The following is a 24,188-nucleotide window of genomic DNA, read 5'->3' as shown; positions in this document are numbered from 1 at the left end:
GCAGTTCTTCATCGGGCGAATTTTGGAAGTAGTCCCAGCCGCCGCACCAGCGCCTGCACCACGGCCCGGTAGCGCGGGCCAGCGCCGGCGGGCACCAGCCGGTACTTGGGGCGCAGCACGCCGCCCGGCGCAGTAAGGGCGGCTACCCGGTCGGTGGGCACCAGCACCACCAGCCCCCCGTGGCCGCTGGCCCGCAAGCGGGTGAGGGCCCGGCGCTGCATGTGCAGCACGAGCTGCACCATCAGCTCCTCCTGGGCGGCCGGCAAAGGCGCATTGCCCAACAGCCCCGCCAGCAGGTGGTTTTCCACGAATCGCCCTTCGCCCCAGGCCATCGGAAACTGCAAAAAGCCGTGCCCATCAATGCGCCCCCGCTGCAACGTGAGCACGCGGCGGGCGCCGTAATAAAATATTAGGCTGCCCGGCCCGCTTACTTGCACCAGCAGCGCCTGGGGTGCCGCTAGCTGCACCCGGCCCGGACTATCGAGTACCTGGTCCCACTCGTGCTCGCTAAATAGCATACCCCACACCTGCAACTGCCCGCCAGGGGCTTGCTCTACGGTCAGCAGGCTGCTCGGGTGCTGCACGGCGGGGCTCAGCCGCCGCAGTTCCTGCTCGTTCCAGGCGCGGGGCGCGGCAAAGCGGGCGAGGTGAAAATCCAGCAGCGTCACGGGCTGCGCTTCCAGCTGCGCCTGGGTAGCCCACACCACGTGGCACTCCACCGCCCGGCCCTCCTCAAACAGCAGGCTAGCCTGGTAAAGCGCCGAAATGAGCTGCGTAAGCACGTCGGTGGCGGGCAATGGCAGCGCTTCGGCAGGCCAGCGCTGGTGCAGGGCGGCGGCCAGGTCGCTAGGGTAATAATGGGTAGATGTCATGCGAATTACCAGCTTACGAAAAAATATCATTCCGCGTCCGTGAGGAATCTCATTCACACCGCCAGAATTAGCCAAGCGGGGTAGTGAGATTCCGCGCAGACTCGGAATGACGTTTTTTCCAGGCAATTATTATGAACCTTATCCCTTCGCTGTCAGCGTAATATACGGGATAATGCACTCCTCCAACGACACGCCGCCGTGCTGGAACGTGTCCTTGTAATAATTCACGTAGTAATTATAGTTGTTGGGATAAGCGAAGAAATAGTCGCCGAGCGTGAAAACGTAGGCCGTGCTCACGTTTTCGCGGGGCAGGAAAATGCTCTCCGGCTTGCGCACCACGTAGATGTCGCGGCTCTCGTCGAAGCCCAGGTTGCGGCCGTGCTTGTAGCGCAAGTTGGTATTCGTATTGCGGTCGCCCACAATCTTATACGGCCGTTTCACGCGGATGGTACCGTGGTCGGTCGTAATGATAAGCTTGCCCTTTTTCTCCGAGATGGTTTGCAGCATTTCGTAGAGCGGCGAGTGCAAAAACCACGAGCGCGTGAGGCTGCGGTAGGCGCTTTCGTCGGCGGCTAGCTCCCGTATCATCGCCATGTCGGTGCGGGCGTGCGAGAGCATATCCACGAAGTTGTAGACGATGACGTTGAGCTTGTAGTTGTTATGCAGGTTGCTCATCTTGCCCAGCAAGTCCTTGCCCGCCTGCAGGTTAGTTACCTTGTGGTAGCTGTGCTTGGCCTTCTGGTTGTTGCGCTGGAAATTGATTTCCATGAACTCGGCCTCGTGCAGGTTCTTGCCTTCTTCGTCCTCGTCCCACACCCACAGGTTGGGGTATTTTTTCTGGACTTCACCCGGCATCATACCCGCAAAAATGGCGTTGCGGGCGTAAGCCGTAGTAGTGGGCAGAATGCTGTAATATAGTTCCTCCGAATCAACCGTAAACAGCTCGGCAATAATGGGTTCGAGCACTTTCCACTGGTCGTAGCGCAGGTTGTCGATGAGCACAAAGTACACCGGCGTGTCGCCGGTCTGCTTCATCAGCGGGAATACTTTTTCCTTGAAGAGCTGGTGCGACATGAGCGGCGCGTCTTTGTCGCGGCCGTTTACCCAGTCCTCGTAGTTCTCAATAATGAAACGGCCGAAATACGTATTGGCCTCGTCCTTCTGCATGTTGAAGACCTCGGCCATGCTTTTGCCCTCGGTTTCGTTGATTTCCAACTCCCAATACGTCAGCTTCTTGTACACATCCACCCACTCCGAGGGCGAGAGGCGGTCGGAGAGCTGCATGCCGAGCTGGCGGAAGTCACGCTGGTAGCCCGAATTGGTAGCTTCCGTCACCAGGCGCTTGTTATCCAGCACCTTTTTCACCGACAGCAGAATCTGGTTCGGGTTGACGGGCTTGATGAGGTAATCGGCAATTTTGGCCCCGATAGCGCCTTCCATAATGTGTTCTTCCTCGCTCTTGGTAATCATCACGACGGGCACCGTGGGGCGCACCACCTTGATTTCGTTGAGTGTTTCGAGGCCGGTGAGGCCCGGCATATTTTCATCGAGAAAAACCAGGTCGTAAGTGTTTTCCTGCACCTCTTCCAGGGCATCGGCGCCGGAGTTAACACCGGTTACATCGTAGCCCTTCTCCTTGAGAAACAGAATGTGCGGCTTGAGCAGGTCAATTTCGTCGTCGGCCCAGAGAATGGAGTATCGTTGCATAAGCAGGGGCGCGAAGGTGGGTTCGCGCATCAAAAAAAAGGTTGCGGTAGCGGTTCTAACGGTGGCTAGCCCGCCCGTAGTATCGGTGGGGTGAAGGCAGGCCGTCCGTAGCTTTACCGGAAAACCGGGGTTTGGGTTCCTGCTACCCGCAGCTTAGTCGGCCAACCGGCCCCAAATCCCGGCCAACGCCCCCTAGCCCGCTCGCCGGGCCGCGCCCCGCCTGCGATGAATAAAAAGAAGATTTTCAACGACCCCGTATACGGGTTCGTCACGGTGCCCACCGAGCTGCTGTTCGACCTCATCGAGCACCCCTACTTTCAGCGGCTGCGGCGCATTCAGCAGCTCGGGCTCACTAACTTCGTGTATCCGGGGGCGTTGCACACGCGCTTTCACCACGCGCTGGGGGCCATGCACCTCATGCAGCTGGCCCTGCGCACGCTCAAGGACAAGGGCGTAAAAATTTCGGCGGCCGAGGGCGAGGCGGCCCAAATTGCCATCCTGCTGCACGACATCGGCCACGGCCCCCTCTCGCACGCCCTGGAAACCAGCATCTTCCAGGATGTGCCCCACGAGCAGCTGTCGCTGTACCTGATGGAGCGGCTGAATAAGCAGTTTGGCGGCCGGCTGAGGCTAGCCATCGAGATGTTTCAGGGCAGCTACGGGCGCGAGTTTTTTCACCAGCTCGTGAGCTCCCAGTTGGATATGGACCGGCTTGACTACCTCAACCGCGACTCGTTCTACACCGGCGTGGCCGAAGGCCGGCCGGGCGCCGACCGCCTCATCAAGATGCTGCAAGTGGTGGATGAGCGCCTGGTGCTGGAAGAAAAAGCCGTGTACTCGGTCGAGAACTTTCTGGTGAGCCGCCGCCTGATGTACTGGCAAGTGTATCTGCACAAGACCGTTACGAGTGCCGAGCAGATGGTTATTCGCACCATGCAGCGGGCCCGCGACCTGGCCCGCGCCGGCGTGGCCGTGCCCGGCAGCAGCTGCCTCACGTTCTTCCTGGGTCGCGCCGTGACCCTAGCCGAGTTTGAAACCAATTCTGCTATTCTCAATCATTTCGTGGAGTTGGACGATACCGACGTGTGGGCGGCCATCAAGGGCTGGAAAAGCTACCCCGACAAGGTGCTGAGCTTCCTGGCCAAGAGTCTGATAAACCGCCAGTTATTTAAAATTGTCGTTAGTCCCGAACCCCACGATGAAGAGTTTCAGCTCGGCATCGTGGAGCTGATTGCCGAGCACTTCAGTCTGCGCCCCGAGGAGGCTAGCCAGCTCATGATAACCGGCCGCCTCAGCAATACCGCCTACGACCCGTCCAGCAACGAAACCATCAATATCCTCACCAAGCTCGGCAAGGTGGTGAACGTGGTGGAAGCCTCCGATTTGCCTAATATTCGGGCGCTTAGCCAGAAAGTGCAGAAGTATTACATCTGCTACCCGAAGGAGATTTTGTAGGGCGAACTTTGTAGTCCGCGCTATTTATTTCTGCACGAACTTCTTGCGCAGCTCGGCTATCTGGTCCTTGAATTTTTTGTCGGAATCAATCAAATCCGATACCGTTTGGACCGAGTGGATAACGGTAGCGTGGTCGCGGCCGCCGAAGTGGTAGCCGATGGTTTTGAGCGAGTGGTTGGTGTGCTCCTTGGTGAAATACATGGCCACCTGCCGGGCCGTAACTATCTCTTTCTTACGAGTTTTCTCCTTCAGCAGCGCCACTGGCACGTTGAAAAAGTCAGCCACCGTTTTCTGGATGAAGTCCACGTTGACTTCGGCTTCCACTTCCTCAATGATGTGGCGCAGGGCGCCTTTGGCCATCTCCAAGTCGATGTCGCGGCGCGTGAGTACGCTCTGGGCTAGCAGGGTGGTGAGCACGCCTTCGAGCTCGCGCACGTTGGTGGGCACCGAATGCGCCAGGTACTCCACTACCTGCGGCGCGATTTCCATGCCGTCCTGCTGGGCCTTGTTCTGGATGATGGCGATGCGCGTCTCGAAGTCGGGGCTTTGCACGTCGGCGGTGAGGCCCCACTTGAAGCGCGAGAGCAGGCGGTCTTCGAGGCCGCTGAGCTCGCGCGGGGGGCGGTCGCTGGTCATCACAATCTGACGGCCGCCCTGGTGCAAGTGGTTGAAGATGTGGAAGAACATCTCCTGGGTTTTGCCCTTGTTGGCCAGAAACTGCACGTCGTCGAGGATGAGCACATCGACGAGCAGGTAGAAGTTGGCGAAGTCCTGCACGGCGTTGCGCTGCAGGCTTTCGATAAACTGGTTGGTAAACTTCTCGGCCGACACGTAGAGCACGAATTTCTCCGTGTTCGTGGCCTTGATGTGGTTGCCGATGGCTTGCACGAGGTGCGTTTTGCCCAAGCCCACGCCGCCGTACACCATGAGCGGGTTAAAGGCAGTGGTGCCGGGCTTGTTGGCCACCGCCAGGCCGGCCGAGCGGGCTAGCCGGTTGCAGTCGCCTTCGACGTAGTTATCAAAGGTATACGTGGTGTTGAGCTGCGAGGGCACGATGTTGCGGTCCATCGTTTTAACAGCCTCGAAGGGGTTGCGCAGGGTAGTGGCAGCCACCTGGGCCGCCGTGGCGGTGTTGCCGCCGGGCACCAGGTGGCGGGCCGGAGCTACCGGGCGCGCGGGCTGGATGCCGCCGGGCGCCGTGCCGTAGTTGGGGCCGGCGCTGCGCTCGGGCGCCGGGGCGCTGGGCGCGGCCTTGCGGGCGGGCGGCAGGTGCATGGCCTTGGGCGGCGCCTGCGCGTTGCCCTGGTCCACGACTACACTGTATTCGAGGCGGCCTTCGGGGCCCAGCTCCTGGTAGATGGCGCGCTTGAGCTCCTCGACGTAGTGCTCTTCGAGAAATTCGTAAAAATAGACGCTGGGGACCTGGATGGTGAGCACCTTGCCTTGCAGCTCGACCGGCGCAATGGGCTCAAACCACGTCCGAAAGCTCTGCTCCCCCACCTCGGCGCGGATGACGCGCAGGCAACTGGCCCAAACGGTGCGGAAATCCTGCGACATGGAGGTGAAAAAAAACGAGCTTGGGCGAAGGACCCGCAACGAAAAAAAAGCCCTCCAAGTTGAGCCGATAATTTAACCGGCCCGACTTGGGGGGGACAAATTTGCGCATAAACCAGCAGACAAAAAAGCCCGCAAATGCTTGCTTTTATGAAGCCGCTAGCAGGTAGCGCGAACGGGCAGCACCAGGGCCCCGGTGGCCCGTACGGGCTGAGCACCACGGCGCATATCATAGTCGATACGGCCCAGGTTAATGCCCGACCAGCCCACTTGGTTTATCAGCGTAACGTGGCCCTGGGGGCCGGTAATGGGCTCGGGAGCGGGCATGAAGGTATGGGTGTGCCCCCCTAAAATCAGGTCGATGCCGCCGACCTGGGCGGCTAGCTTGCGGTCGTCAAGCTTCTCGCTTTCATACTTATAGCCGAGGTGCGAGAGGCAGATAACCATATCGCAATGTTCGCGCTCGCGCAGCTGCTGCACCTGGGCCCGGGCCACGGTCACGGGGTCGAGGTACTGGGTAGTGCCAAAATTTTTATCGGCCACGAGCCCTTTTAATTCGATACCCAGCCCAAAGACGCCGATGCGGGCGCCGGCTTTTGCAAAAACCTTGTAGGGCGCGAAGCGGCCGGCCAGCGGGGTGCCGCTGAAATCGTAGTTGGCGATGAGAAATGGGAAGCCAGCGTTGGGCAACTGCTTCTGCAAGCCTTCGAGGCCGTTGTCGAAGTCGTGGTTGCCGAAGGTGCTGGCGTCGTACTTCATGCGGCTCATCAGCTTGTATTCCAGCTCGCCCAGAAAGAAGTTGAAATAGGGCGTGCCCTGCCAGATATCGCCCGAGTCGAGCAGCAGCACGTTGGGCTCCTGGCGGCGCACGCTGTCGATGAGGGCCTCGCGCCGTGCCATGCCCCTAGCCCGGCCCACTGCGGGGCATTGTCGGGAAAGGGCTCGATGCGCGAGTGCATGTCGTTGGTGTGCAGAATAACGAGCCGCGACGAGCTGCCGGCGGCATTAGCCACGAGGCTAGGGCCGAGCAGGCTGAGGCCGGCCGTGCCAACTAGAGATTTCTGGAGAAAATCGCGGCGCTGCATAGTATTAGTGAGCAGTTAGCAATGAACAGATGGTAGACAAACAACATATCAATGACTGTTCACTGCTCACTGATACTTGTTCACTGATTAATTAGCGGGCTTCACCCGGCCCTCGACCCTAGCCGTGACGGGCTGGCCGGCGGCAGTAAGGCCCTTGATGTGGTCGATGATGACGGTGCGCAGCAGCAGCCCGGTGTGGCGCAGCTTGGCCGCCTTGAGAAACTCCATGTGGTCGCCGCCGCCGGCCAGGTAGTCGGAAATGGCGATGCGGTAAGTCTTGGCCGGGTCGAAGGGCTGGCCGCCGACAAGAATCTGCTGGGGCTTTTTATCGGGGCCTACGGTGTAGACGGCGCCCGACACGGCCATGCCGAGGGGCGCCGCGTAGTCGAATAATTGCTGCACCACGGGGCCGGGCGCGTCGAGCACCAGGAGCTCATTCTCGAAAGGCATGAGCTCGAACACGTTGCCCAGCGTGACGGGCCCGGCCGGTAGCGCATTGCGCATGCCGCCGTTGGTCATCACGCCCAGCTCGATGGGCTCGCCCTTGAAATACTGGCTGGCGGCGGTGCGCTGCAAGTCGGCCACGAAATTGACAATGGGATTTTCGCCGGGGTTTTTGCCGAGCGCCACCGGGGCTTGGCCAATAACCTGCTGCATCTCGCTTACCACCTTATCGTGATAGGGCTTGATGTAGTCGGCCGCGCCGGCATCGGGCACGATGGTGCCGCCCACGGGCTGGCTGGTGGCGGCGGGCAGGCGCGCCGTAGCCAGCAGCGGGCCGCGCTGGCAGCCGGTGGCCAGGGCCAGCGCGAGCAGGCTAGCCGCAACGGGACGAACGAAGCGCATCAGATTCGTAACAGGTAAAGGAGCAAAGCACTGGAACAGCAGGCAGCCCGGCGGAAACCAGCGGGAACCACAAAAGTAAGCAGTAGGTGCAGCTGCCCGCGCCTTTACCCCGGCCAACACTCCGGCCCCATGCCTGCCGGGGCGGTATCTTGCGGGCCGCGTGGGCTGGCTACGCCACCACGGCGCCTAGCTGAAAAAGTATGACTGACTCTTCCCTCCCCCCACCCCGCCCGTTTCTTTTTCCGAGTTTGCGCCCGTGAGCACCGCGCAGTGGCAGGCGCAGCTAGCCCGCGAGCTAAAAGGCGCCGACCCGGCCAGCCTGCGCTGGACGCTGCCCGACGGCTTGGTGGCTGAGCCCTTTTACCACCACGAGGCCCTGGCCGCCCTGGGTGGGCCGCCCGCCCCCTGCCGCCGCGCCCCGCGCCCTGCCGCAACGTGGTGGCGCTGGCCGTGCCCGCTGGTACCGACGGCCGCCTCCAGATAGAGCAGGGCGCCGATGCGCTGGCGCGCGGGGCCGCGGGCCTGCATTTTCACTTCCAGGGCGACTCGGCCAGCTTTGCCGTGGGCGAACTGGCCGAGCGCCTGCCGCTGGCTACTACCTGGCTAGGCTACACGGTGTCGCAAAGCCCGGATGCCCTGCTGGAAAGGCTGCGCACCGCCGGCAACGGCCAGCCGCTGCAAGGCTACCTGCGCTACACGCCCACCACCCTGCCCGAAGGCGCCGAGCTGCTGCCATTTCGGACCACCCTGCGGCGCTGCCTGGAGCTGGCGCGCGGGTGGCCTGCGTTTACTACCTTGGCGGTCAATGGCATGTACTTTGGCAACCGCGGGGCTACGCTCACCCAGCAGCTGGCTTTCAGCCTGAGCACGGCCGCCGCCATGCTAGAGGTGCTGCCCGATGAGGCTAGCGGCCTCACTACGGCCGAGGTGGCGCGGGCGCTGCACCTCGATTTTGCTATTAGCCCCAGCTACTTTCCCGAAATAGCCCGGCTGCGGGCCGCCCGGCGGCTGTGGGCCACGCTGCTGCACGCCTTCGGGCTGCCGGCGGCGGGGGCGGCCACGCTAGCCATTCACGCGGCCACCTCTACCTGGACGCAAACGACTCTCGACCCGCACACCAACCTGCTGCGCCACACCACCGAGGCCATGAGCGCCGTGCTCGGCGGGGCCGACTCTATTCAGGTAGCGGCGTTCGACTGCCTCTACCAGGCACCCAATGAGTTTAGCGCCCGGCTAGCCCGCAACCTGCCCGTTATTCTGCAAGAGGAAGCTCACCTCGACTGGGTGGCCGACCCGGCGGCCGGCTCCTATTTTATTGAAACCCTGACTGATGAGCTGGCCCGCGCCGCCTGGGCCGAGTTTCAGGCCCTCGAAGCCCAGGGCGGCATGGCGCACGCCCGCAGCCGCGCCCTGGAAGCCGTGAGCCAGTCGGGCCTCGAAAAATTCAAGCGCATCGCCACCGGCCAAGATGTGGTGGTGGGCACCAACCGCTTCCAGAATCCCCAGGAAAAATTCGATTTTCAGCCCAAGCAGCTGCTGCGCTCGCGCGACTTCGACACCACCCGCGCCACCTACCCTAGCGAGGTGCTGCGGCTGGCCACCGCCCTGCACTTCGAGCGCCGCGCCAACCAGGACAAGCAGGCCACGCTGGTGCTACTCGGCAATGCCCGCGTGAACGAGGAAATCGCCGAAGCCTTCTGGCACCTGCTGCACCCGAGCGAGCGCACGGCCACCCCGCCCCGCCTCGACTTAGCGCCTGACTCCTACTCGGTGCTGTTTTCAAAGCCTGAGGAAGCCACCCTTATGTACGCCACGCCCGCGCAGTTCGACCATCTGGCGCGGGTGGTGCAGCAGGTACCCGTGGGTCACACCTTCGATATCCCTTCACTCATCACCTCCGACCTGGCTACCCTGCTGGAGGCCGTGCGGGTGTTCGGGTTCAAGGAATTTGTGGTGGAGGGCCACCGCACGGAAGAAGTATTAGCGCGCCTGCAAGGGCGCTAGAACAAGCTGCGCCTTCTGCGTACTCCTCTGCGCCCTAATGTCGTTGTGACGGTTTTAGCCCGCAGAGGAGTACGCAGAAGGCGCCGAAAACCAATAGTATTATGCGCCCCGACTTTTCCACTATCGCCTACGACGCCGCTAGCCTCCCGGCCCCGGCCAAGCCTGCCGACTACCCCAGCGCCGGCCCGGCCATGTACACCGCCGCCGATGCCGCGCACCTGCCGCACCTGGGCTTCGGGGCGGGCATCGCGCCCTACCTACGCGGCCCTTACGCCAGCATGTACGTGCGCTCGCCCTGGACGGTGCGCCAGTACGCGGGCTTCAGCACAGCCGAGGAATCGAACGCTTTTTACCGGCGCAACCTAGCCGGCGGGCAGAAAGGGCTGAGTGTGGCCTTCGACCTGGCCACGCACCGGGGCTACGACTCGGACCACCCGCGCGTGGTGGGCGACGTGGGCAAGGCCGGCGTGGCCATCGACTCGGTGAAGGACATGAAAATCCTCTTCGACCAGATTCCCTTGGGTGAGATGTCGGTGAGCATGACCATGAACGGGGCCGTGCTACCGGTGCTGGCCTTCTTCATCGTGGCGGCCGAGGAGCAGGGCGTGCCGCCCGAGAAGCTGACGGGCACTATTCAGAATGATATTCTGAAGGAGTTTATGGTGCGCAACACCTACATCTACCCGCCCGCGCCGAGCATGCGGCTCATCGCCGACATCTTCGCCTACACGGCGCAGCACATGCCCAAGTTCAACAGCATCAGCATCTCGGGCTACCATATGCACGAGGCCGGCGCCACTGCCGAGCTGGAGCTGGCCTACACCCTAGCCGATGGCTTGCAGTACGTGCGCGCCGGGCTAGCGGCGGGCCTGAAAATCGACGATTTTGCCCCGCGCCTCTCCTTTTTCTGGGGCATTGGCATGAACCACTTTCTGGAGATTGCCAAGCTGCGCGCCGGCCGCCTGCTGTGGGCTAAGCTCATTAAGCAGTTTGACCCGCAGAGCGATAAAAGCCTGGCTTTGCGCACGCACTGCCAGACCTCGGGCTACTCGCTCACCGCCCAAGACCCGTTCAACAACGTGACCCGCACCACCGTGGAGGCCCTGGCGGCGGCCCTCGGCGGCACCCAGAGCCTGCACACCAATGCGCTGGATGAGGCCCTAGCCCTGCCCACCGACTTTTCGGCCCGCATCGCCCGCAACACCCAGCTTTACCTCCAGTACGAAACCGATATCACCAAAGTAGTGGACCCCTGGGGCGGCTCCTATTATGTAGAAAGCCTCACCGCCGACCTCGCCAACCAGGCCTGGGCCCTGATGCAGGAAGTCGAAGCCCTCGGCGGCATGGCCGCCGCCATCGAAACCGGCCTGCCCAAGCTCCGCATCGAGGAAGCCGCCGCCCGCAAGCAGGCGCGCATCGACACCGGCCAGGAGGTCATCGTGGGCGTGAATAAATACCCGGCGCCCGAAGGCGAGGCCCCGCTCGACGTGCTGCAAATCGACAACGACGCGGTGCGCGAAAGCCAGGTAGCCCGCCTGCAAAAAATCCGCGCCGAGCGCAACAACGACGCCGTGCAGGCCGCCCTGGCTGCCCTCACGGCCGCTGCCACCGATACCTCCCAAAACCTGCTGGCCCTGGCCGTGACGGCCGCCCGCGCCCGCGCCACCCTCGGCGAAATCTCCGACGCGCTCGAAGCCGCCTGGGGCCGCCACCAGGCCACCAGCCGCACCGTGCAGGGCGTGTATCAGCAGGGCATGACCGACAACGCCGACTTTGCCCAGGCCCGCCGCGCCGCCGAGGATTTTGCCGCCCGCGAGGGTCGCCGCCCCCGCATGCTGGTGGCCAAAATGGGCCAGGACGGCCACGACCGCGGCGCCAAAATCATCGCCACCTCCTTCGCCGACGTGGGCTTCGACGTAGACCTGGCGCCCCTCTTCCAAACCCCCGCTGAAGTAGCCCGCCAGGCCGTGGACAACGACGTGCACGTGGTAGGCGTGAGCAGCCTAGCCGCCGGCCACAACACGCTGCTGCCTCAGCTCATTGCAGAATTGAAAAAAGAAGGCCGCCCTGATATCCTCGTCATCGCCGGCGGCGTCATTCCGCCGCAAGATTACCAGCAGCTCTACGACGCGGGTGTGGCCGGCATCTACGGCCCCGGCACCGTCATTGCTAAGGCTGCGCTGGAGATTTTGGGGAAGTTGGGGGAGTAAGCTAAAGTACTTTTGCAACTAATTGCTTTTCAATATGCCTGTGTCTGATTGTCAGTTTATTATGCTTCCGCTCCTAAAACCATCACAGAGGTGTAGTACTCCCCAAAAGTTGGACCGTTGCTGGCGGCTAGCTTAGGCAGCGCCCTGAACCCGAAATGCCCCCGTTGCCGCCTCCCTACTGAGTGCAACGCAGAAGTTGCGTTAGCCGCCGCGACGGTCGGGGCCGGGCGACTGGCAATGCCTTTCTCGAACAACTCTGGCGCACGCTTAACTGGGCGCCTATTATCCCTACCCCGCCAACGATGACCACCACCTACACCACCACTTGCAGGCGTACTTTGCCTACTGCAAGCACCGGTGGCCCCACCCAGGCTGAGGTGGGCAAACACCGGCGCCAGGCTTCAGTAAATTCTCTATTTATCCAACCAGCTATTTATTACTTGCTACCCCCCGCGGCAGTGCCCAGTTGTTGGGGAGTAGCACATAAGTACTAGCTACGGTTTGGCCGCGCCCGCTTTTGTAGCTACTTTTGCAGGCCCGCACCGGGTCTCGTAGTACAACGGATAGTATAGGAGCCTCCGAAGCTCTAGATTTAGGTTCGATTCCTAACGAGACCACTAAAAAGCCCCTCACGCTAGCGTGAGGGGCTTTTTTTATTTATACGGAACCAATTTTTATTGAGAATTTTCAAAATCCCGGCCTTGCGGCTTCTCCGCTAGCTGCTCTTGCGGAGCCAGCCTATACGTTTCCCATTCCGTAAGCTGGCTGGTCGCAGAAGTTGAGCAACTTTGACTGCTGCCCATTTATAAGACCGCTTGAGAATGGCTTCGTAGTGGCGGCAGTTAGTCATCAGCTCATTGGGCGCGGGCTTCTGCAACAAGCTGTGGCGTCGGAAGCCAGTATATGTCTGGCGCCAGTACCCGATTTTCTCTACTTTAGCCTGGCTTGGGTTAACCGGGGAAGGTAAGCGGAGGCCCTGGACCAGGCAAAGGCTTACTAATCAATGAATTTTTATTGAATTTTCACTTTATTTTTAAGTGAAAAAGCCTCTACCGTTTCGGTAGAGGCTTTTTGCATTTAGCCATTATTTTATTGCTGAGCCAGCACAGGGAATTTTAGGGTTTATTTCTCTCCTACCCTATGAATCTAAGACATTTATGCACTGCTCCACACGTAAAGGTTTATTTTGATTCTTGGAATAATTGGCTTTACATCGAGTGGGAGGGCGCGCTGACCTTGCCGGCCGTGCAGTACGCCTGCCTGGAAGTAGCGCAGTGCTTTGTCAAGCACGCCTACCCGCGCGTGCTCAACAGCGATGCTCAGGTAACCAGCCTGCCCTGGGAAGTTGTGCCCTGGCTAACCAAGCATTTTTTTCCTTACCTGGAGCTAGCCGGCATCGAGCAGCTAGCCTGGGTGCACGCGCCCGTCGTGCGGGCTTTTGGCCTGTCGGCGCAGGTGCGCGAGCAACTCCCCTACCTCAACATCGGCGTCTTTGCCGACTTGGAGAATGCCACCAGCTGGCTCCAGCAAACGAACCCGGCCTACGAGGGCAGCCACGTCCCATTGCCACGCCCCGTGGCCGGAGAAACCCTGCTTGCGCAGGCCGTAGTGCATTTTAAGCAGGCCTTGGCGCATCAGGGTATCGATGCCGAGCTTGCTGCCCGTCCGTGAATTGCCTGGGGTAGCCGGACGAATTTCCCGGGCCTATTTTCGATATTTCAAATACAAGCTATTGATTGTCAACCGAAATTCTCAGCGCTGATACACGCGCACGTAGTCGATTTCGTAGCGGCTGGGCAGGGTGGTGGGGGTGAGCGAACCGCCGTTGTCGCCCCCTAGCGCCAGGTTGAGCAGCAGGTAGTGCGGCTGCCGCATGGGGTTGAAGCCGGTGCCATCCTGATTGACGGTTTGCGTGAGCAGGGTTTCGTTCAGCAGCAGGTCATCGACGTAGAGGCGGATGGCCTCGGCATCCCAGTCCAGGCGCCAGATGTGGAACTGGCTAGCCCACCCGGGGTCGGCGAAGCTGGCCAGCGGCTTGGTTTCGCTGTGCCACCTTGGCGTGTTGGGCCGGGCCGTGCCCGAGGCCACGTTGGCCAGAATTTTACCCTGATAAAACTCCATAATGTCGATTTCGCCGTTGCTAGGCCAGGCTTTCGCTACGCCCAGCGTCCAGAAGGCGGGCCACAGACCCGGCTGCGTATCGAGGCGGGCGCGCAGCTCAAAGCGGCCGTACTGCCACTGGTGCTTGCCGCGCGTGTTGAGGCTAGCCGAGGTGTAGTCGATGGTAGGGCGGCGCGCTTGCCAGTCGGGGCTACCGGCTTTATACCCAGGATTGGGGCGCGATTCTTTTTTTGCTTCCAGCACGAGCAAGCCATTTTCGCAGCGCGCGTTTTCGGGCTGGTACCACTGCGCCTCGTGGTTGCGCACGAAGCCGGTTTCGTAGGCCCAGTTGCCCGGGTCGGGCCGGCCTGCCTGGTCAAATTCATCAGCCCACACCAGGCGGTAGCCCCCGCTGGCCTGGGTGGCGCCCGGGGGGGCGGGCCAGCGGGCAGCGCGGCTAGGGCAGCAGGCCGCACCGGCTGGCCCGGCCGCCAATCGAGCACGTACACCGGCTGCGGGGCCAGGTTTTCGAGGGTTTCGCCGTCGCCCTGGCCGGTGCGCTGCACAAAGAGGCTGAGAATGTGCTCGTTTTTCCAGCGCTCGGTGTCGTAGCTGGGCTCCCAGTTGCCGACCGGGCTAGCGGTGAGGTCGGCGGCCGCCCACTGCGGGCGGGTGAGGTCGGGGCAGTGCAGCACCGAGGCGCGGTCCTGGCGCTCGGCATCGCGGAAGAGCAGGTAGGCGGCCGGGTGGCCTTTAATAGTAGCAACCACGAGCTGCGGGCGTGAAATCGGGATTTTCTTGGTGCCCGTGCCACTCAGGCTGAAGGGCGCGGTGCGCTGGCCCACCTGCGTAGTTTGCCAGGCTTTGCCGGCCAGGCAAACCAGCTGATACTGGGGCACCTGCGTGCCCTGGGGCCGCCAGTAGGTGGCAATGTAGGGCGTGCCCTGGGCATCGGTGGTGATGCTGGTTTGGTTTATCAACTCGCTGTTTTGCGGAATGCGGGCCGCGTACTCGGCCGTGGCCTCGGTGATGGGCAGGTGGTAGCTTTCCCCGGTGCTTTTTTGCCAGGTGCGGCCGCCGTCCGGGGAGCGGGCGTAGGCCAGGTCGTGGTTGGAGGCTACGTTGGGGCTCTCGCGCCACACCCAGGCTATGTGAATGATGCCTTTGGTATCGAGGCAGGCCTGCCAGTAGGCATTGCGCTGGCCCTGGCCATCGATGAGCACGTCGTGCAGGCGCGTCCAGCGGCGGGTTTTCAGGCTGTAGCGGTTCAGCACCAGGTTGCCGTTGCCCGAGCCGCCGTCGCGGTACATAAACAGCAGATTACCATTAGGGAAGCGGTAAAACTCGGGGTAGCTGACTTTCTGCTCCTGCTGGCCAGTCATGGGCTCCAAAGCATTCATTTTCAGCGAGCCGGGCACTACGCTGCGGCAGTAGTGCAGCGGGTTATTATGGTGGTCGAAGGACAGGTGCAGGTAGCCTGCGCCATCCACCATCAGGCTGATGACGTTATGAGCGTCTTTTACATTACCTTGATAAGCAGTACGCTGCACCTGCCACGGTCCAGCTGGCAGGCGGCGCTTGGCTAGGGTCACGTAGCCCGCCGAGTCGTAGTAGGCCACGTACTGGTCGCGGCCCAGGCTCACCACTGAGTTTTTGCGGAAGACCGCGCCGTTCACGTTGTTTTTGGCCCAGCCCAAGCCTACGGGCGACGCCGTTTGGGCTAGGCTTACTCGCGCGGCGCAGGCCAATAAGCTCAAGACCAGATAAATTATCAAACGCATACACTATCAGCTGGTTATCTCATGACTAAGAGTACCATTCGGGATGAGGGCTAGCCAGCCCGAATGGCCCCGGGACTGGATGACCGACTACTTCAGCTCCAGCACTACCACCGACTTGGCGGGCAGGGCCACGGCTAGCTTATCGCCGCGCTTTTTGGCCCCGGTGAAGGTGGCTAGCCTGATGTTGTCGGGCTTGTCGAAGGTATTGTAGTCGCTCACGCTGGCCGAGGTGAGCACGCGGCCGGTCACCGTTTTCCAATTCACGCCGGGCAGCGCGGTTTCCAGGGTCAGGGTCTTGTGCGGGTCGAGGTTGACGAGCGAGATGTGCACCGCGCCGTTCTTATCCTTGGTGGCCGAGGCGTTCAGGGCCGGGATTTTCTCGCCCCCGAGCACGTAGTCGGGGCTAGCGAACTGCAGGGGCAGGTACTCGGCATCCTGGTGCACCTGGTAGAGGTCGAAGACGTGGTAGGTGGGCGTGAGCAGCATCTTCTCTTTATCAGTTAAGACCAAGGCTTGCAGCACGTTCACGGCCTGGGCCAGGTTGGCGCCGCGCACCCGGTCGCAGTGGTTGTTGAAGATGTTGAGGGTAGTGCCGGCCACCAGGGCATCGCGCAGCGAGTTTTGCTGATACAGGAAGCCGGGGTTGGTGCCGGGCTCCACGTCGGTCCACACGCCCCACTCATCTACCAGCAGCGCCACTTTTTTGTCCTTATCGTACTTATCCATGATGGCCGCGTGCCGGGTCACTATCTCGTCCATTTTCAAGGCGTTGCGCAGCGTGTTGAAGTACTCCTGCTCGCCAAAGCCGGTGGCTTTGCCCTTGCTGCCGCTCCAGCTGCCGGTGGGCAGCGTGTAGTAGTGCAGCGTGATGCCCCACATTTTGCCCGGCCCGATATTTTTCATGCAGGTTTCGGTCCAGTTGGCATCGTCGCCGTTGGCGCCGCTCACGATGCGCTTGAGCCGGGTGCCGGGGTAATCGTGGGCGAAGGTGGCGTAGCGCTTGTACACGTCGGAGTAGTACTCGGGCGTCATGTTGCCGCCGCAGCCCCAGCTTTCGTTGCCGATGCCCCACCAGCTCACGTGGTAGGGCTCGGGGTGGCCGTTTTTGCGGCGCTCCTGCACCAGCGGCGTGTCCTCGTTCGAGTTGAGGTATTCCATCCAGCCGGCCATTTCCTGCACCGTGCCGCTGCCCACGTTGGCGGCCAGGTAGGGCTCGGTGCCCAGTAGGCTGCACAGCTCCAGAAACTCGTGCGTCCCGAAGCTATTGTCTTCCAAGGTATTGCCCCACCACAAATTCAGCATTTTGGGGCGCTGGGCGGCGGGGCCCACGCCGTCGTGCCAGTGGTAGGTATCGGCAAAGCAGCCACCGGGCCAGCGCAGGTTGGGCACGTGGATTTTTTGCAAAGCCTGCACAATATCCATGCGAATGCGCCCCTGCTTGGGCACGTTCAGGCCAGGGTCGACCCAGAAGCCGCCGTAGATATTGCGCCCCAGGTGCTCGGCAAACTGCCCCTGAATGTGCTTGCTAACAAGGAGTTTGGGGTCGCCGGGCTGCACGGTAAGCTGCACGGTTTGGGCAGTAGTGGCGAGCGGCGCGGCGAGGGCTAGGGTGGCGATAAACGCCCGGAGGTGGGACATGGAAAAAAGAGCTTGAGAATGCCGTAAAGTTGGCACCATTTACACAAACGATTGTGTAAATCCGTGAAAAAAATTAGCCCGAGCGCGGCGCTTCCTGGCAAAGAACTCCACCCGGCAACCAGATTGACCTACTTTACTCACTAAACAACAACTGTTTGCGGCTACCATCGGCCATTGTCGCCGTTAGGTGGCCGGCCGCCGGGGCTAGCTGCCGCACCGGCAGCAACTCGGCATCGGTCCAGGGCGTGCCCGATTTTTTCCAGAGCAGCAGCGTGCCATAGTAAACCGGCTGGCTAGCCCCGGGCACGAACGTGGCGGCGGCGTTGAGCAGGGTGCTGGCCGGCTTCACGGGGTTCAGGCCGTTGGTATCCAGCGTTTCCAGCTTGTCCCAGCCGGCCAGGCTCACCATTGCCAGCTGGTAGGTGCCGTTGTCGATGATGCGCACCTCGTGGCCCTGCACCCGGCGGGTACTGCGCCGGATGGTGCCCGTGAGGTTGGGCAGGGCGTAGTGGCCTAGCCGCACGGCCGTAGCCTCGGTGCTGGCATTCTGGTCTACGCGCAGGATGCCGTTGGGCAGCGGCATTTCGGCCAGGTGCAACCGCAGGCTGGGGCTGCTTTCGAGGGCGGCGTCGCGGTAATACACGCCGTCTTCGTACTTCTTGAAAGTGTAGAAGCGCAGGGCCTCCCACTTGTCGTCCTTGTTTTTTAAGACGTAGCTCATGGCCACCTCCCCGTTGGGGCCGTCGGCCTGCCAGGGGAAGGCGGTGTTGTAGCTCAGGCGGTTGTAGTTCTCGTTGCCGCGGTTGGCGTCGCCGGCGGGCTGGTGGGGCGCATCGCGCAGTTCCGCCGCGCCGCTATTGGGGTAGTCGGTAACGAGGATGTTGGGGCCCGGCTCGAACTTGTTGACCACCGTGCCAGGCTTAAGCTCGCTCGCCCATGGCCCTTCGTTTTCGGTGGCGGTCCAGAAGGGATTGTCGGCCGGCACGAGCAGGCCCAGAAAAGCCTTGGCCAGCCAGAACACGCTGCCCCGGCAGCTATACGCCTGCACGGCCGGGTCGAAGGGCCCGTAGAAGCCTAAAGTGGGGATGTTATCCTGCAAAAAATCAGGATTTTGCAAAAACTGCAGGAGCGCGCCCGAGGCAATGCGCCGCATCCAGCCGAAGTTGGTGGCCGGGTCGGGCTGCAGGCCCATGAGCGGAAAAGGCACCACCGCCGCAAAGCGGTAGGTGATGCTGCGGCCCCACATCAGCATGGTGCCATCACGCCCAAACTGGTAGGGGTAATTATCCTTGAGCGGCGCGAAGTTGGTGGCCAGCTGCGCGGCCACGGCGGGGTAGTGCTGGCGGCCGTAGTACTCACTCCACAGCCGGCCATACATCTGGAAGGCCCACATGCTGTAGTAGTCGAAGGTGGGCGCGTCGTCGTACCAGCCTTCGCCCTTGTAGTGCGCGAGCTGCTTTTGCAGATATTCTTCGAGCAGCTTAGTATTGACTTGGTAGCCCCGGCTCTGGTAAAAGCTGAGGATGAAGATGTTGAAGTAGCGCCAGTTTTGGGGCACGGTGGGGCCGTCGCCGTAGCTGAGCATGGTGGCGGCCAGGGCCTTTTTGGTGGCCTCGGGCAGGGGGTCCCACAGGATTTCGGGCGCCGCAAACAGGGCTACTGACAGGCCGCCAAACTCCACCAGGTTCTGGCTCGGGCCGCCGCTGGGGGCGCGGGGCACAATGTAGCTGGGGCTGGCCGGGTCCACAAGGCTAGCCAGCTGGTGGCGGTAGTAGTCGCCCACTTTCACGCCGTTCAGGGTCAGGCCGGGGTTTTCTTTGAGCAGCGGCGCGGCCATGAACAGCGTGCGGCACAGGCCTTCGAGCTTTTCGGTGGGCACCTGGCTAGGGGTGCGCGGGTAGCTTTTGCCCGGCAGCTTCGGAAACTGCATGGGGTCGTCGAGGGTGCGCACGTAGCTGAAGGCGCCGCCGAGCAGGTAGCGGGCGGCATCCTGCCAGTGCCGGCGCGTCATGCCCGTGAAGGGACTCAGCCGGCGGTCCGGGCTCTTCACCTCGAAGAGCGGCAGCCTGGTGGCGGCGGGCGCCACGTGGGTATCGAAAAAAGCCGGTGTGCCGGCGGCCTGCCCCCAGGCCTGGCCCAGGGGCAGCAGCGCGAGCGCACCAGCCAATAACCAATTATTTTTCATTGCATTAACTAAGCCGAAACAACACCAAGAGGCCGGAACCTGTCTTTCCCACAAACAGGCCCCGGCCTTTGCCCTCACCTCCCCTAGCGGCTAGTAGCCGGGGTTCTGAGTAAGGTTGCCGTTGGTATTGAGGTCGATGGTGGACTGCGGAATGGGCAGCAGCAGGTTCTTGGCACTCAGGCCCGTGATGGATGCCCCGTTGAGGCGGGTGGCCCGCTCGACGAGCGTGCCGGTGCGCACCAGCGTGAGGCGGCGCTGCTCCTCCCCTATCAGTTCGCGCACGCGCTCATCGAGGATAAAGTTGAGGTCAACCTGGCTGGCCGTGACCTGCGCGGCCTTGGCGCGGGTGCGCAGCACGTTGATGCTGGCGGCGGCCCCGGTGGGGTTGCCTTGCTTAAACTGCGCCTCGGCCAGCAGCAGGTAAGTTTCGCCCAGGCGCATCATGGTCAGGTCCTTGATGGTGCCGTAGCCGAAGGGGTCGGCCGGGTTGTACTGGTTCCACTTGGTGGTGTAGGGCGTGATGAAGTAGATGGTATCGGTGCCCTTGAGGCCGGTGACGCGCTTGCCGAAGAGGGCCGTTTGGGCCGGGTCGTTGTAGTAGAAGCGCCGGTGCAGATTATACTTCGAGTTGCGCAGGTCGGTGCTGCCGCTGCTCGTGTACAGTTGGTAGTCAACCCAGTTGCTGAGGCGCATGCGGCCGATGCCGCGGCCCCCCAGCGAGTCGGCGATTATCATGCCCTTGATGTTGTAGTAGCCCGGCACCCACATGCGGCGCTGCTGGGCGTTGGTGGTGGCGCCCGGCATGTTCAGCTGCTGCTCAATGCCCCAGATAAGCTCGGTGTTGCCCTGGTTGCGGCGCTGGTTGCCCACGATAAACATGTCGGCGAAGTAGTCGCCGGGCGCGCTGGCGTTCACGCCGTAGCGGGCCGTAATGAGCTTGTACTGGCCGCTGTTAATTACGGTTTGCAGGGCCGTCTGGGCCAGGTCATTTTTGCCCATGCGCAGGTATACCTGCCCGAGCAGCTGCTGGGCGGCGCCTTGCGTAATGCGCCCCGAAGCGGCTTTGCTGGCGGTAAACAGGCTGGGAATGGCCGTATTCAGGTCACTGACGATGAAGTCGTTAACGGCCGCTACCGGATTACGCGTAAAGTCGGTGCGCGGCGAGGTCACGGGCGTGTCAATCAGCGGCACGTCGCCCCAGAGCGTGGCCAGGAAGTCGTAGGCGTAGGCGCGGAAGAAGCGGGCTTCGGCCGTAATGCGGTTTTTGTAGCCCTGGCGCAGGGTGCTGGGCGCGGCGGCCGCCCCGGCAATAATCTGGTTGGCGTTGTTGATGGTGCGGTAGGCCCAGCTCCACCAGTAGGCGGCGGCCCCATCCTGCGAGTTCAGCAGGTTGTAGTTGTAGTAGGGCACTTCAATGCCCTGCACCTGGCCCGGAATGCACACATCGGTGCCTTCCTGCATCACGCCCAGCAGCCCCTGGGCGCCGTCGTAGGTATACTGCTCACGCACTACCGATTGCAGGCCGGCCATCGCGGCCTCGAAGCCTAGCGAATCGACGAGCACGGTCTGGGGCGTGTAGAGCGAGGGCGGATTTTCGTTGAGGTACTCTTTTTTGCAGGAGCTGAACAGCTGGGCCGTGCCCAGCAGGCCCACAAAAGCTAACGCGAGGCGTTTCATATCGTCAGGTACTAAAATCGGGTGGGAAGAAAGGTTAGCGCAGGCTCACGTTGAGGCCGGCTACGAAGGTGCGCACCTGCGGAAAGTTGGTGCCGCCGTTGCCGGTGCCGTTGCCCACGGTGTAGGTTTGCTCGGGGTCCCAGCCTATCCAGGGCGTCCAGGTGTAGAGGTTGCGGCCGCTCACGTACACGCTCAGCGTGCCCAGGTGCCACTTTTCGGTCAGCCCGGCCGGGAAGCTGTAGTTCAGCGTCACGTCTTTGAGGCGCGTAAAGCTGGCGTTGCTGGCGTAGCCGTAGTTGCGGGGGTTGGTGTAGTTGAGGCCGGGGCGGTCCTGGCTCATGTTCTGGGGCGTCCAGTAGCCGATTTCCTGCGGCACGTTGATGCGGCCGCCCAGGTCGACATAGTTCAGGTTGCCGTTGTTGCGCAGCACCCCTTGCACCGTCTGGAAAAACACCCGCAGGCTAACGCCTTTGTAAGTGAAGGTGTTGGTGATGCCACCCTGCCAGTCGGGCAGGTTCGACCCCAGGTAGGTACGGTCGAGGCTGGTGATGGTGCCGTCGCCGTTGAGGTCGGCAAACTTCAGGTCGCCGGGCTTGGCGCTAGGGTCGGTTTTGCTCACGTCTTCGCCCTGCTGCCACACGCCGGTTTTCACGTAATCGTAGATGCCCCGCAGCGGCCGGCCGATAAACAGGTTGTTGCCGATGTCGTCGCCGCCGGTGCCGTATATCTGCAGCAGGCGATTGCGCACGGCCGAGGCGTTCAGGCTGGTTTCCCAGGTAAAGCTGGGCGTCTGCACGTTCACCGTCGTCAGCACGCCTTCCACGCCCTGGTTGCGCACCGAGCCCACGTTGTCGAGAATAGAGCCGTAGCCCGAGATAATCGGAATCTGGCGATTCAACAGCAGGTCGTTGGTCGTGGCATCGTAGTACTCTACCGTACCCGTAATGCGGTTTTTCAGGAACCCAAAGTCAATGGCGTAGTTGGCGCTGGTAGTTTGCTCCCACTTCAGGCCAGCGTTGCCCAAGGTGTTAGCCCGCAGGCCCACCGTAGTCACGCCGCTGTAGGCATACTGCAGTTGGGCTAGCCCCGTGATGGTCTGGTAGGGGTTAATGCCCTCGTTGCCGGTGGTGCCGTATGAGAAGCGCAGCTTCAGGGCCGTCAGCACGCTGTTATCTTTCAGGAAGGCCTCGTTGGCCACGTTCCAGCCCACGGCCAGCGACGGGAAGATGGCGTATTTGCTATTGTTGACGCCAAACACCGTCGAGCCGTCGCGGCGGGCGGTCAGGGTCAGCAGGTAGCGGCTATCGTAGTTGTAGTTGAGGCGGGCCATCTGCGAAACCAGCGCCCGGCGCTCGCTGTACGAGCTGAGCGTGGGCGTGAGCGAGCCACCCCCGATGCCATTGAAGCCAATCTGGTCGTTGATAAAGCCACTGCCGTTTTCGGTCGTGGTGAAGTACCTGTTCTCCTGCGCGCTGTAGAGCCCCGTGAAGTCGACGTGGTGCTTGCCAAAGTCGTGGGCGTAGCTCAGAATATTCTCCAGGGTATAGTTGTGGCGCTCGTCGTTGGTGAGCTGGGCAAAGCCGTTGAGGTTGCCGAAGGAGCGGCCCTCGTAGTAGGCATAGCGGTAGGGCCGGTAGCCATAGGTGCCGTTGAGGCGATACTTCAACCCTTCCAGGAAGGGGAAGGCTACCTCGGCGTAGCCCGTGCCGATGAGCTGGTTTACGCGGCTCTCGCGGGTGTTGGTGAGCGAAGCCAGCGGGTTCTTAATCAGCAGCTCGGGCAGCTCGGGATACACGGTGTAGGTGCCGTCGGGGTTAAACTCGCTGCCGTAGGGGCTGGTCACCTGGGCCAGGGTGAGGTCGGCCCGGCCACCGCTGTCGTTATTAGTTGAGAAGAACGACGACGTGCCGACGCGCAGCCAGGGCGTGAGCGTAGCGTCGATATTCGAGCGCAAACTCACGCGCTGAAACTGGAAGCCTTTGAGCGTGCCGCGCTGGTTGAAGAACTCGCCCGACACGAAGTACTTCACGTTGTCGGTGCCGCCCGAGATGGACAGGTTGTGGTCCTGAATCGAGCCCTGCTGCTTGATTTCCTTCATCCAGTCCACCGTTTGGCCGGCCTGCAGGTTGGTCACCTCCGTGTAGTTGGGCAGCGGCTGGGTGGGCGTAAAGCCGCGCTGGGCCGCATAGTCCTGGTACTTCTGGGCGTAGGCCGGGCCGCTGAGCGGGTTCAGGCGCTGAATCAGGTACTCGGGGCCGGCGTAGCCGTTGTAGCGAATCTCGGGCTTGCCGGTTTTGCCGCGCTTCGAGGTGATGAGGATAACCCCGTTGGAGCCGCGCGTGCCGTAGATGGCCGTCGAGCTGGCGTCCTTCAGAATCTCAATCGAGGCAATGTCGTTGGAATTGATGTCGTTGAGGCTACCCGGAAACGGCAGCCCGTCCACAATGATGTAGGGGTCGGTGCTGGCCGTAATCGAGCGCACGCCCCGGATGTTGATGCTGGGCTGCGCGCCCGGCACCGACGAGCTGGTGGTGATATTGACGCCCGGCACCGAGCCGGCCAGCGCCTGCGCCACGTTGGAAACCGGTATTTTCTCCAGGCGGTCCTGCGGCACCGACACCACCGAGCCCGTCACGTCGGAGCGCTTCTGGGTGCCGTAGCCCACCACCACTACCTCGTTGAGGTCCTGGGTATTAGGGGCCAGGTTTACGGTAAAGCTGGTGCGGCCGTTTACCGGAATTTCCTGCCGCACGTAGCCCACCGACGAGATAACGAGCGTGGGGCTAGCCGTGCCGTCGGGCACGCGCAGCGTAAAGTTGCCGTCGGTGTCGGTCGAGGTGCCGAGCGTGGTGCCCTTCAGCACCACCGTCACGCCGGGCAGGCCGGCCTGTTTTTCGTCGAGCACCTTGCCCGTCACGACAATATCGGCGAGGGCGGCCCGGCTGGTCGCGGCCGGCTGGCCGGGCACTCGCGGCGCGGCGAGCGGGGCGGCTACCACGGCTGCGGGCAGTAGCGCCCCACAGAGGAGAATAGACTTAGCCTGCATAGAAGAGGAAGCTAGCGGCTGCCGAAGC

Annotated in this window: 15 protein-coding genes, 1 tRNA gene and 1 pseudogene; 6 read left to right on the top strand and 11 right to left on the bottom strand. The window is 62.0% G+C overall.

Translation table 11 applies throughout. The features are described 5' to 3' along the window. Positions 1–8: 8 nt before the first annotated feature. Both GKZ68_RS06505 and GKZ68_RS06500 read right to left on the bottom strand, forming a co-directional pair. Positions 9–872, bottom strand: a complete 864-nt coding sequence (locus GKZ68_RS06505; protein WP_173112200.1) for a putative sensor domain DACNV-containing protein — start codon at positions 870–872, stop codon at positions 9–11. Positions 873–1,010: 138 nt separating this feature from the next. After that, positions 1,011–2,579: a PglZ domain-containing protein gene (locus GKZ68_RS06500; RefSeq protein WP_173118246.1), complete on the bottom strand. Its 1,569-nt coding sequence runs from the start codon at positions 2,577–2,579 to the stop codon at positions 1,011–1,013. 225 nt (positions 2,580–2,804) lie between these two features. Here GKZ68_RS06500 and GKZ68_RS06495 point away from each other — a divergent pair, with 225 nt between their 5' ends. After that, positions 2,805–4,034, top strand: a complete 1,230-nt coding sequence (locus GKZ68_RS06495) for an HD domain-containing protein (RefSeq protein WP_173112197.1) — start codon at positions 2,805–2,807, stop codon at positions 4,032–4,034. 24 nt (positions 4,035–4,058) lie between these two features. Here the strand turns inward: GKZ68_RS06495 and dnaA are convergent, their stop codons facing one another. From dnaA to GKZ68_RS06480, 3 genes are all read right to left on the bottom strand, one after another. Further along, the gene (gene dnaA, locus GKZ68_RS06490) at positions 4,059–5,591 is read right to left on the bottom strand and encodes a chromosomal replication initiator protein DnaA (protein ID WP_173112194.1); all 1,533 of its coding nucleotides are present in this window, start codon (positions 5,589–5,591) and stop codon (positions 4,059–4,061) included. Positions 5,592–5,747: 156 nt separating this feature from the next. Further along, entirely contained in the window at positions 5,748–6,488 is a 741-nt protein-coding gene (locus GKZ68_RS06485; RefSeq protein ID WP_367949210.1) for a bifunctional UDP-sugar hydrolase/5'-nucleotidase, read from the bottom strand. Between the two features lie 272 nt (positions 6,489–6,760). Next, a complete protein-coding gene (locus tag GKZ68_RS06480) occupies positions 6,761–7,519 on the bottom strand; it encodes a 5'-nucleotidase C-terminal domain-containing protein (protein WP_173112191.1) in 759 nt (252 codons plus the stop codon). A 256-nt stretch (positions 7,520–7,775) separates the two neighbouring features. Here GKZ68_RS06480 and GKZ68_RS06475 point away from each other — a divergent pair, with 256 nt between their 5' ends. The 5 genes from GKZ68_RS06475 (at position 7,776) to GKZ68_RS06455 (ending at position 13,404) form a co-directional block, all read left to right on the top strand. Next, complete coding sequence (locus GKZ68_RS06475; protein WP_173112188.1) at positions 7,776–8,003, top strand: hypothetical protein; 228 nt, start codon at positions 7,776–7,778, stop codon at positions 8,001–8,003. Next, positions 7,955–9,523, top strand: coding sequence for a methylmalonyl-CoA mutase family protein (locus tag GKZ68_RS06470; protein ID WP_173112186.1), 1,569 nt, complete (start codon positions 7,955–7,957; stop codon positions 9,521–9,523). Before GKZ68_RS06475 ends, GKZ68_RS06470 begins: the two co-directional genes overlap by 49 nt. Positions 9,524–9,624: 101 nt before the next feature. Next, positions 9,625–11,733 (top strand): methylmalonyl-CoA mutase, encoded by a 2,109-nt coding sequence (gene scpA / locus GKZ68_RS06465; RefSeq protein ID WP_173112184.1) that lies wholly within the window; start codon positions 9,625–9,627, stop codon positions 11,731–11,733. Positions 11,734–12,278: 545 nt separating this feature from the next. Next, positions 12,279–12,350: transfer RNA gene (locus GKZ68_RS06460), tRNA-Arg, on the top strand. 523 nt (positions 12,351–12,873) lie between these two features. Continuing rightward, entirely contained in the window at positions 12,874–13,404 is a 531-nt protein-coding gene (locus GKZ68_RS06455) for a hypothetical protein (protein WP_173112182.1), read from the top strand. A gap of 81 nt (positions 13,405–13,485) precedes the next feature. Here GKZ68_RS06455 and GKZ68_RS06450 read toward each other — a convergent pair whose 3' ends face one another. The 6 genes and pseudogenes from GKZ68_RS06450 to GKZ68_RS06425 all read right to left on the bottom strand — a co-directional run bounded on the left by GKZ68_RS06450 (position 13,486) and on the right by GKZ68_RS06425 (position 24,160). Further along, entirely contained in the window at positions 13,486–14,097 is a 612-nt protein-coding gene (locus GKZ68_RS06450) for a family 16 glycosylhydrolase (protein WP_367949209.1), read from the bottom strand. Between the two features lie 584 nt (positions 14,098–14,681). Beyond that, positions 14,682–15,614 (bottom strand): annotated as a pseudogene (locus GKZ68_RS06445) (BNR repeat-containing protein); the annotation flags it as partial. Positions 15,615–15,701: 87 nt separating this feature from the next. Further along, on the bottom strand, positions 15,702–17,252 hold the full coding sequence (locus GKZ68_RS06440; RefSeq protein ID WP_173112178.1) for an alpha-N-arabinofuranosidase: 1,551 nt from the start codon (positions 17,250–17,252) through the stop codon (positions 15,702–15,704). A 133-nt stretch (positions 17,253–17,385) separates the two neighbouring features. Beyond that, positions 17,386–19,437 (bottom strand): DUF2264 domain-containing protein, encoded by a 2,052-nt coding sequence (locus GKZ68_RS06435; protein WP_173112176.1) that lies wholly within the window; start codon positions 19,435–19,437, stop codon positions 17,386–17,388. A gap of 90 nt (positions 19,438–19,527) precedes the next feature. After that, entirely contained in the window at positions 19,528–21,114 is a 1,587-nt protein-coding gene (locus GKZ68_RS06430) for a RagB/SusD family nutrient uptake outer membrane protein (protein WP_173112173.1), read from the bottom strand. Positions 21,115–21,148: 34 nt separating this feature from the next. Next, positions 21,149–24,160 (bottom strand): TonB-dependent receptor, encoded by a 3,012-nt coding sequence (locus GKZ68_RS06425; protein ID WP_173112170.1) that lies wholly within the window; start codon positions 24,158–24,160, stop codon positions 21,149–21,151. Between the last annotated feature and the right edge of the window lie 28 nt (positions 24,161–24,188).

Origin of the sequence: Hymenobacter sp. BRD128 (assembly GCF_013256625.1) — a bacterium.
Taxonomy (GTDB): Bacteria; Bacteroidota; Bacteroidia; order Cytophagales; family Hymenobacteraceae; genus Hymenobacter.
This window is presented reverse-complemented; position numbering and strand designations above follow the sequence as displayed.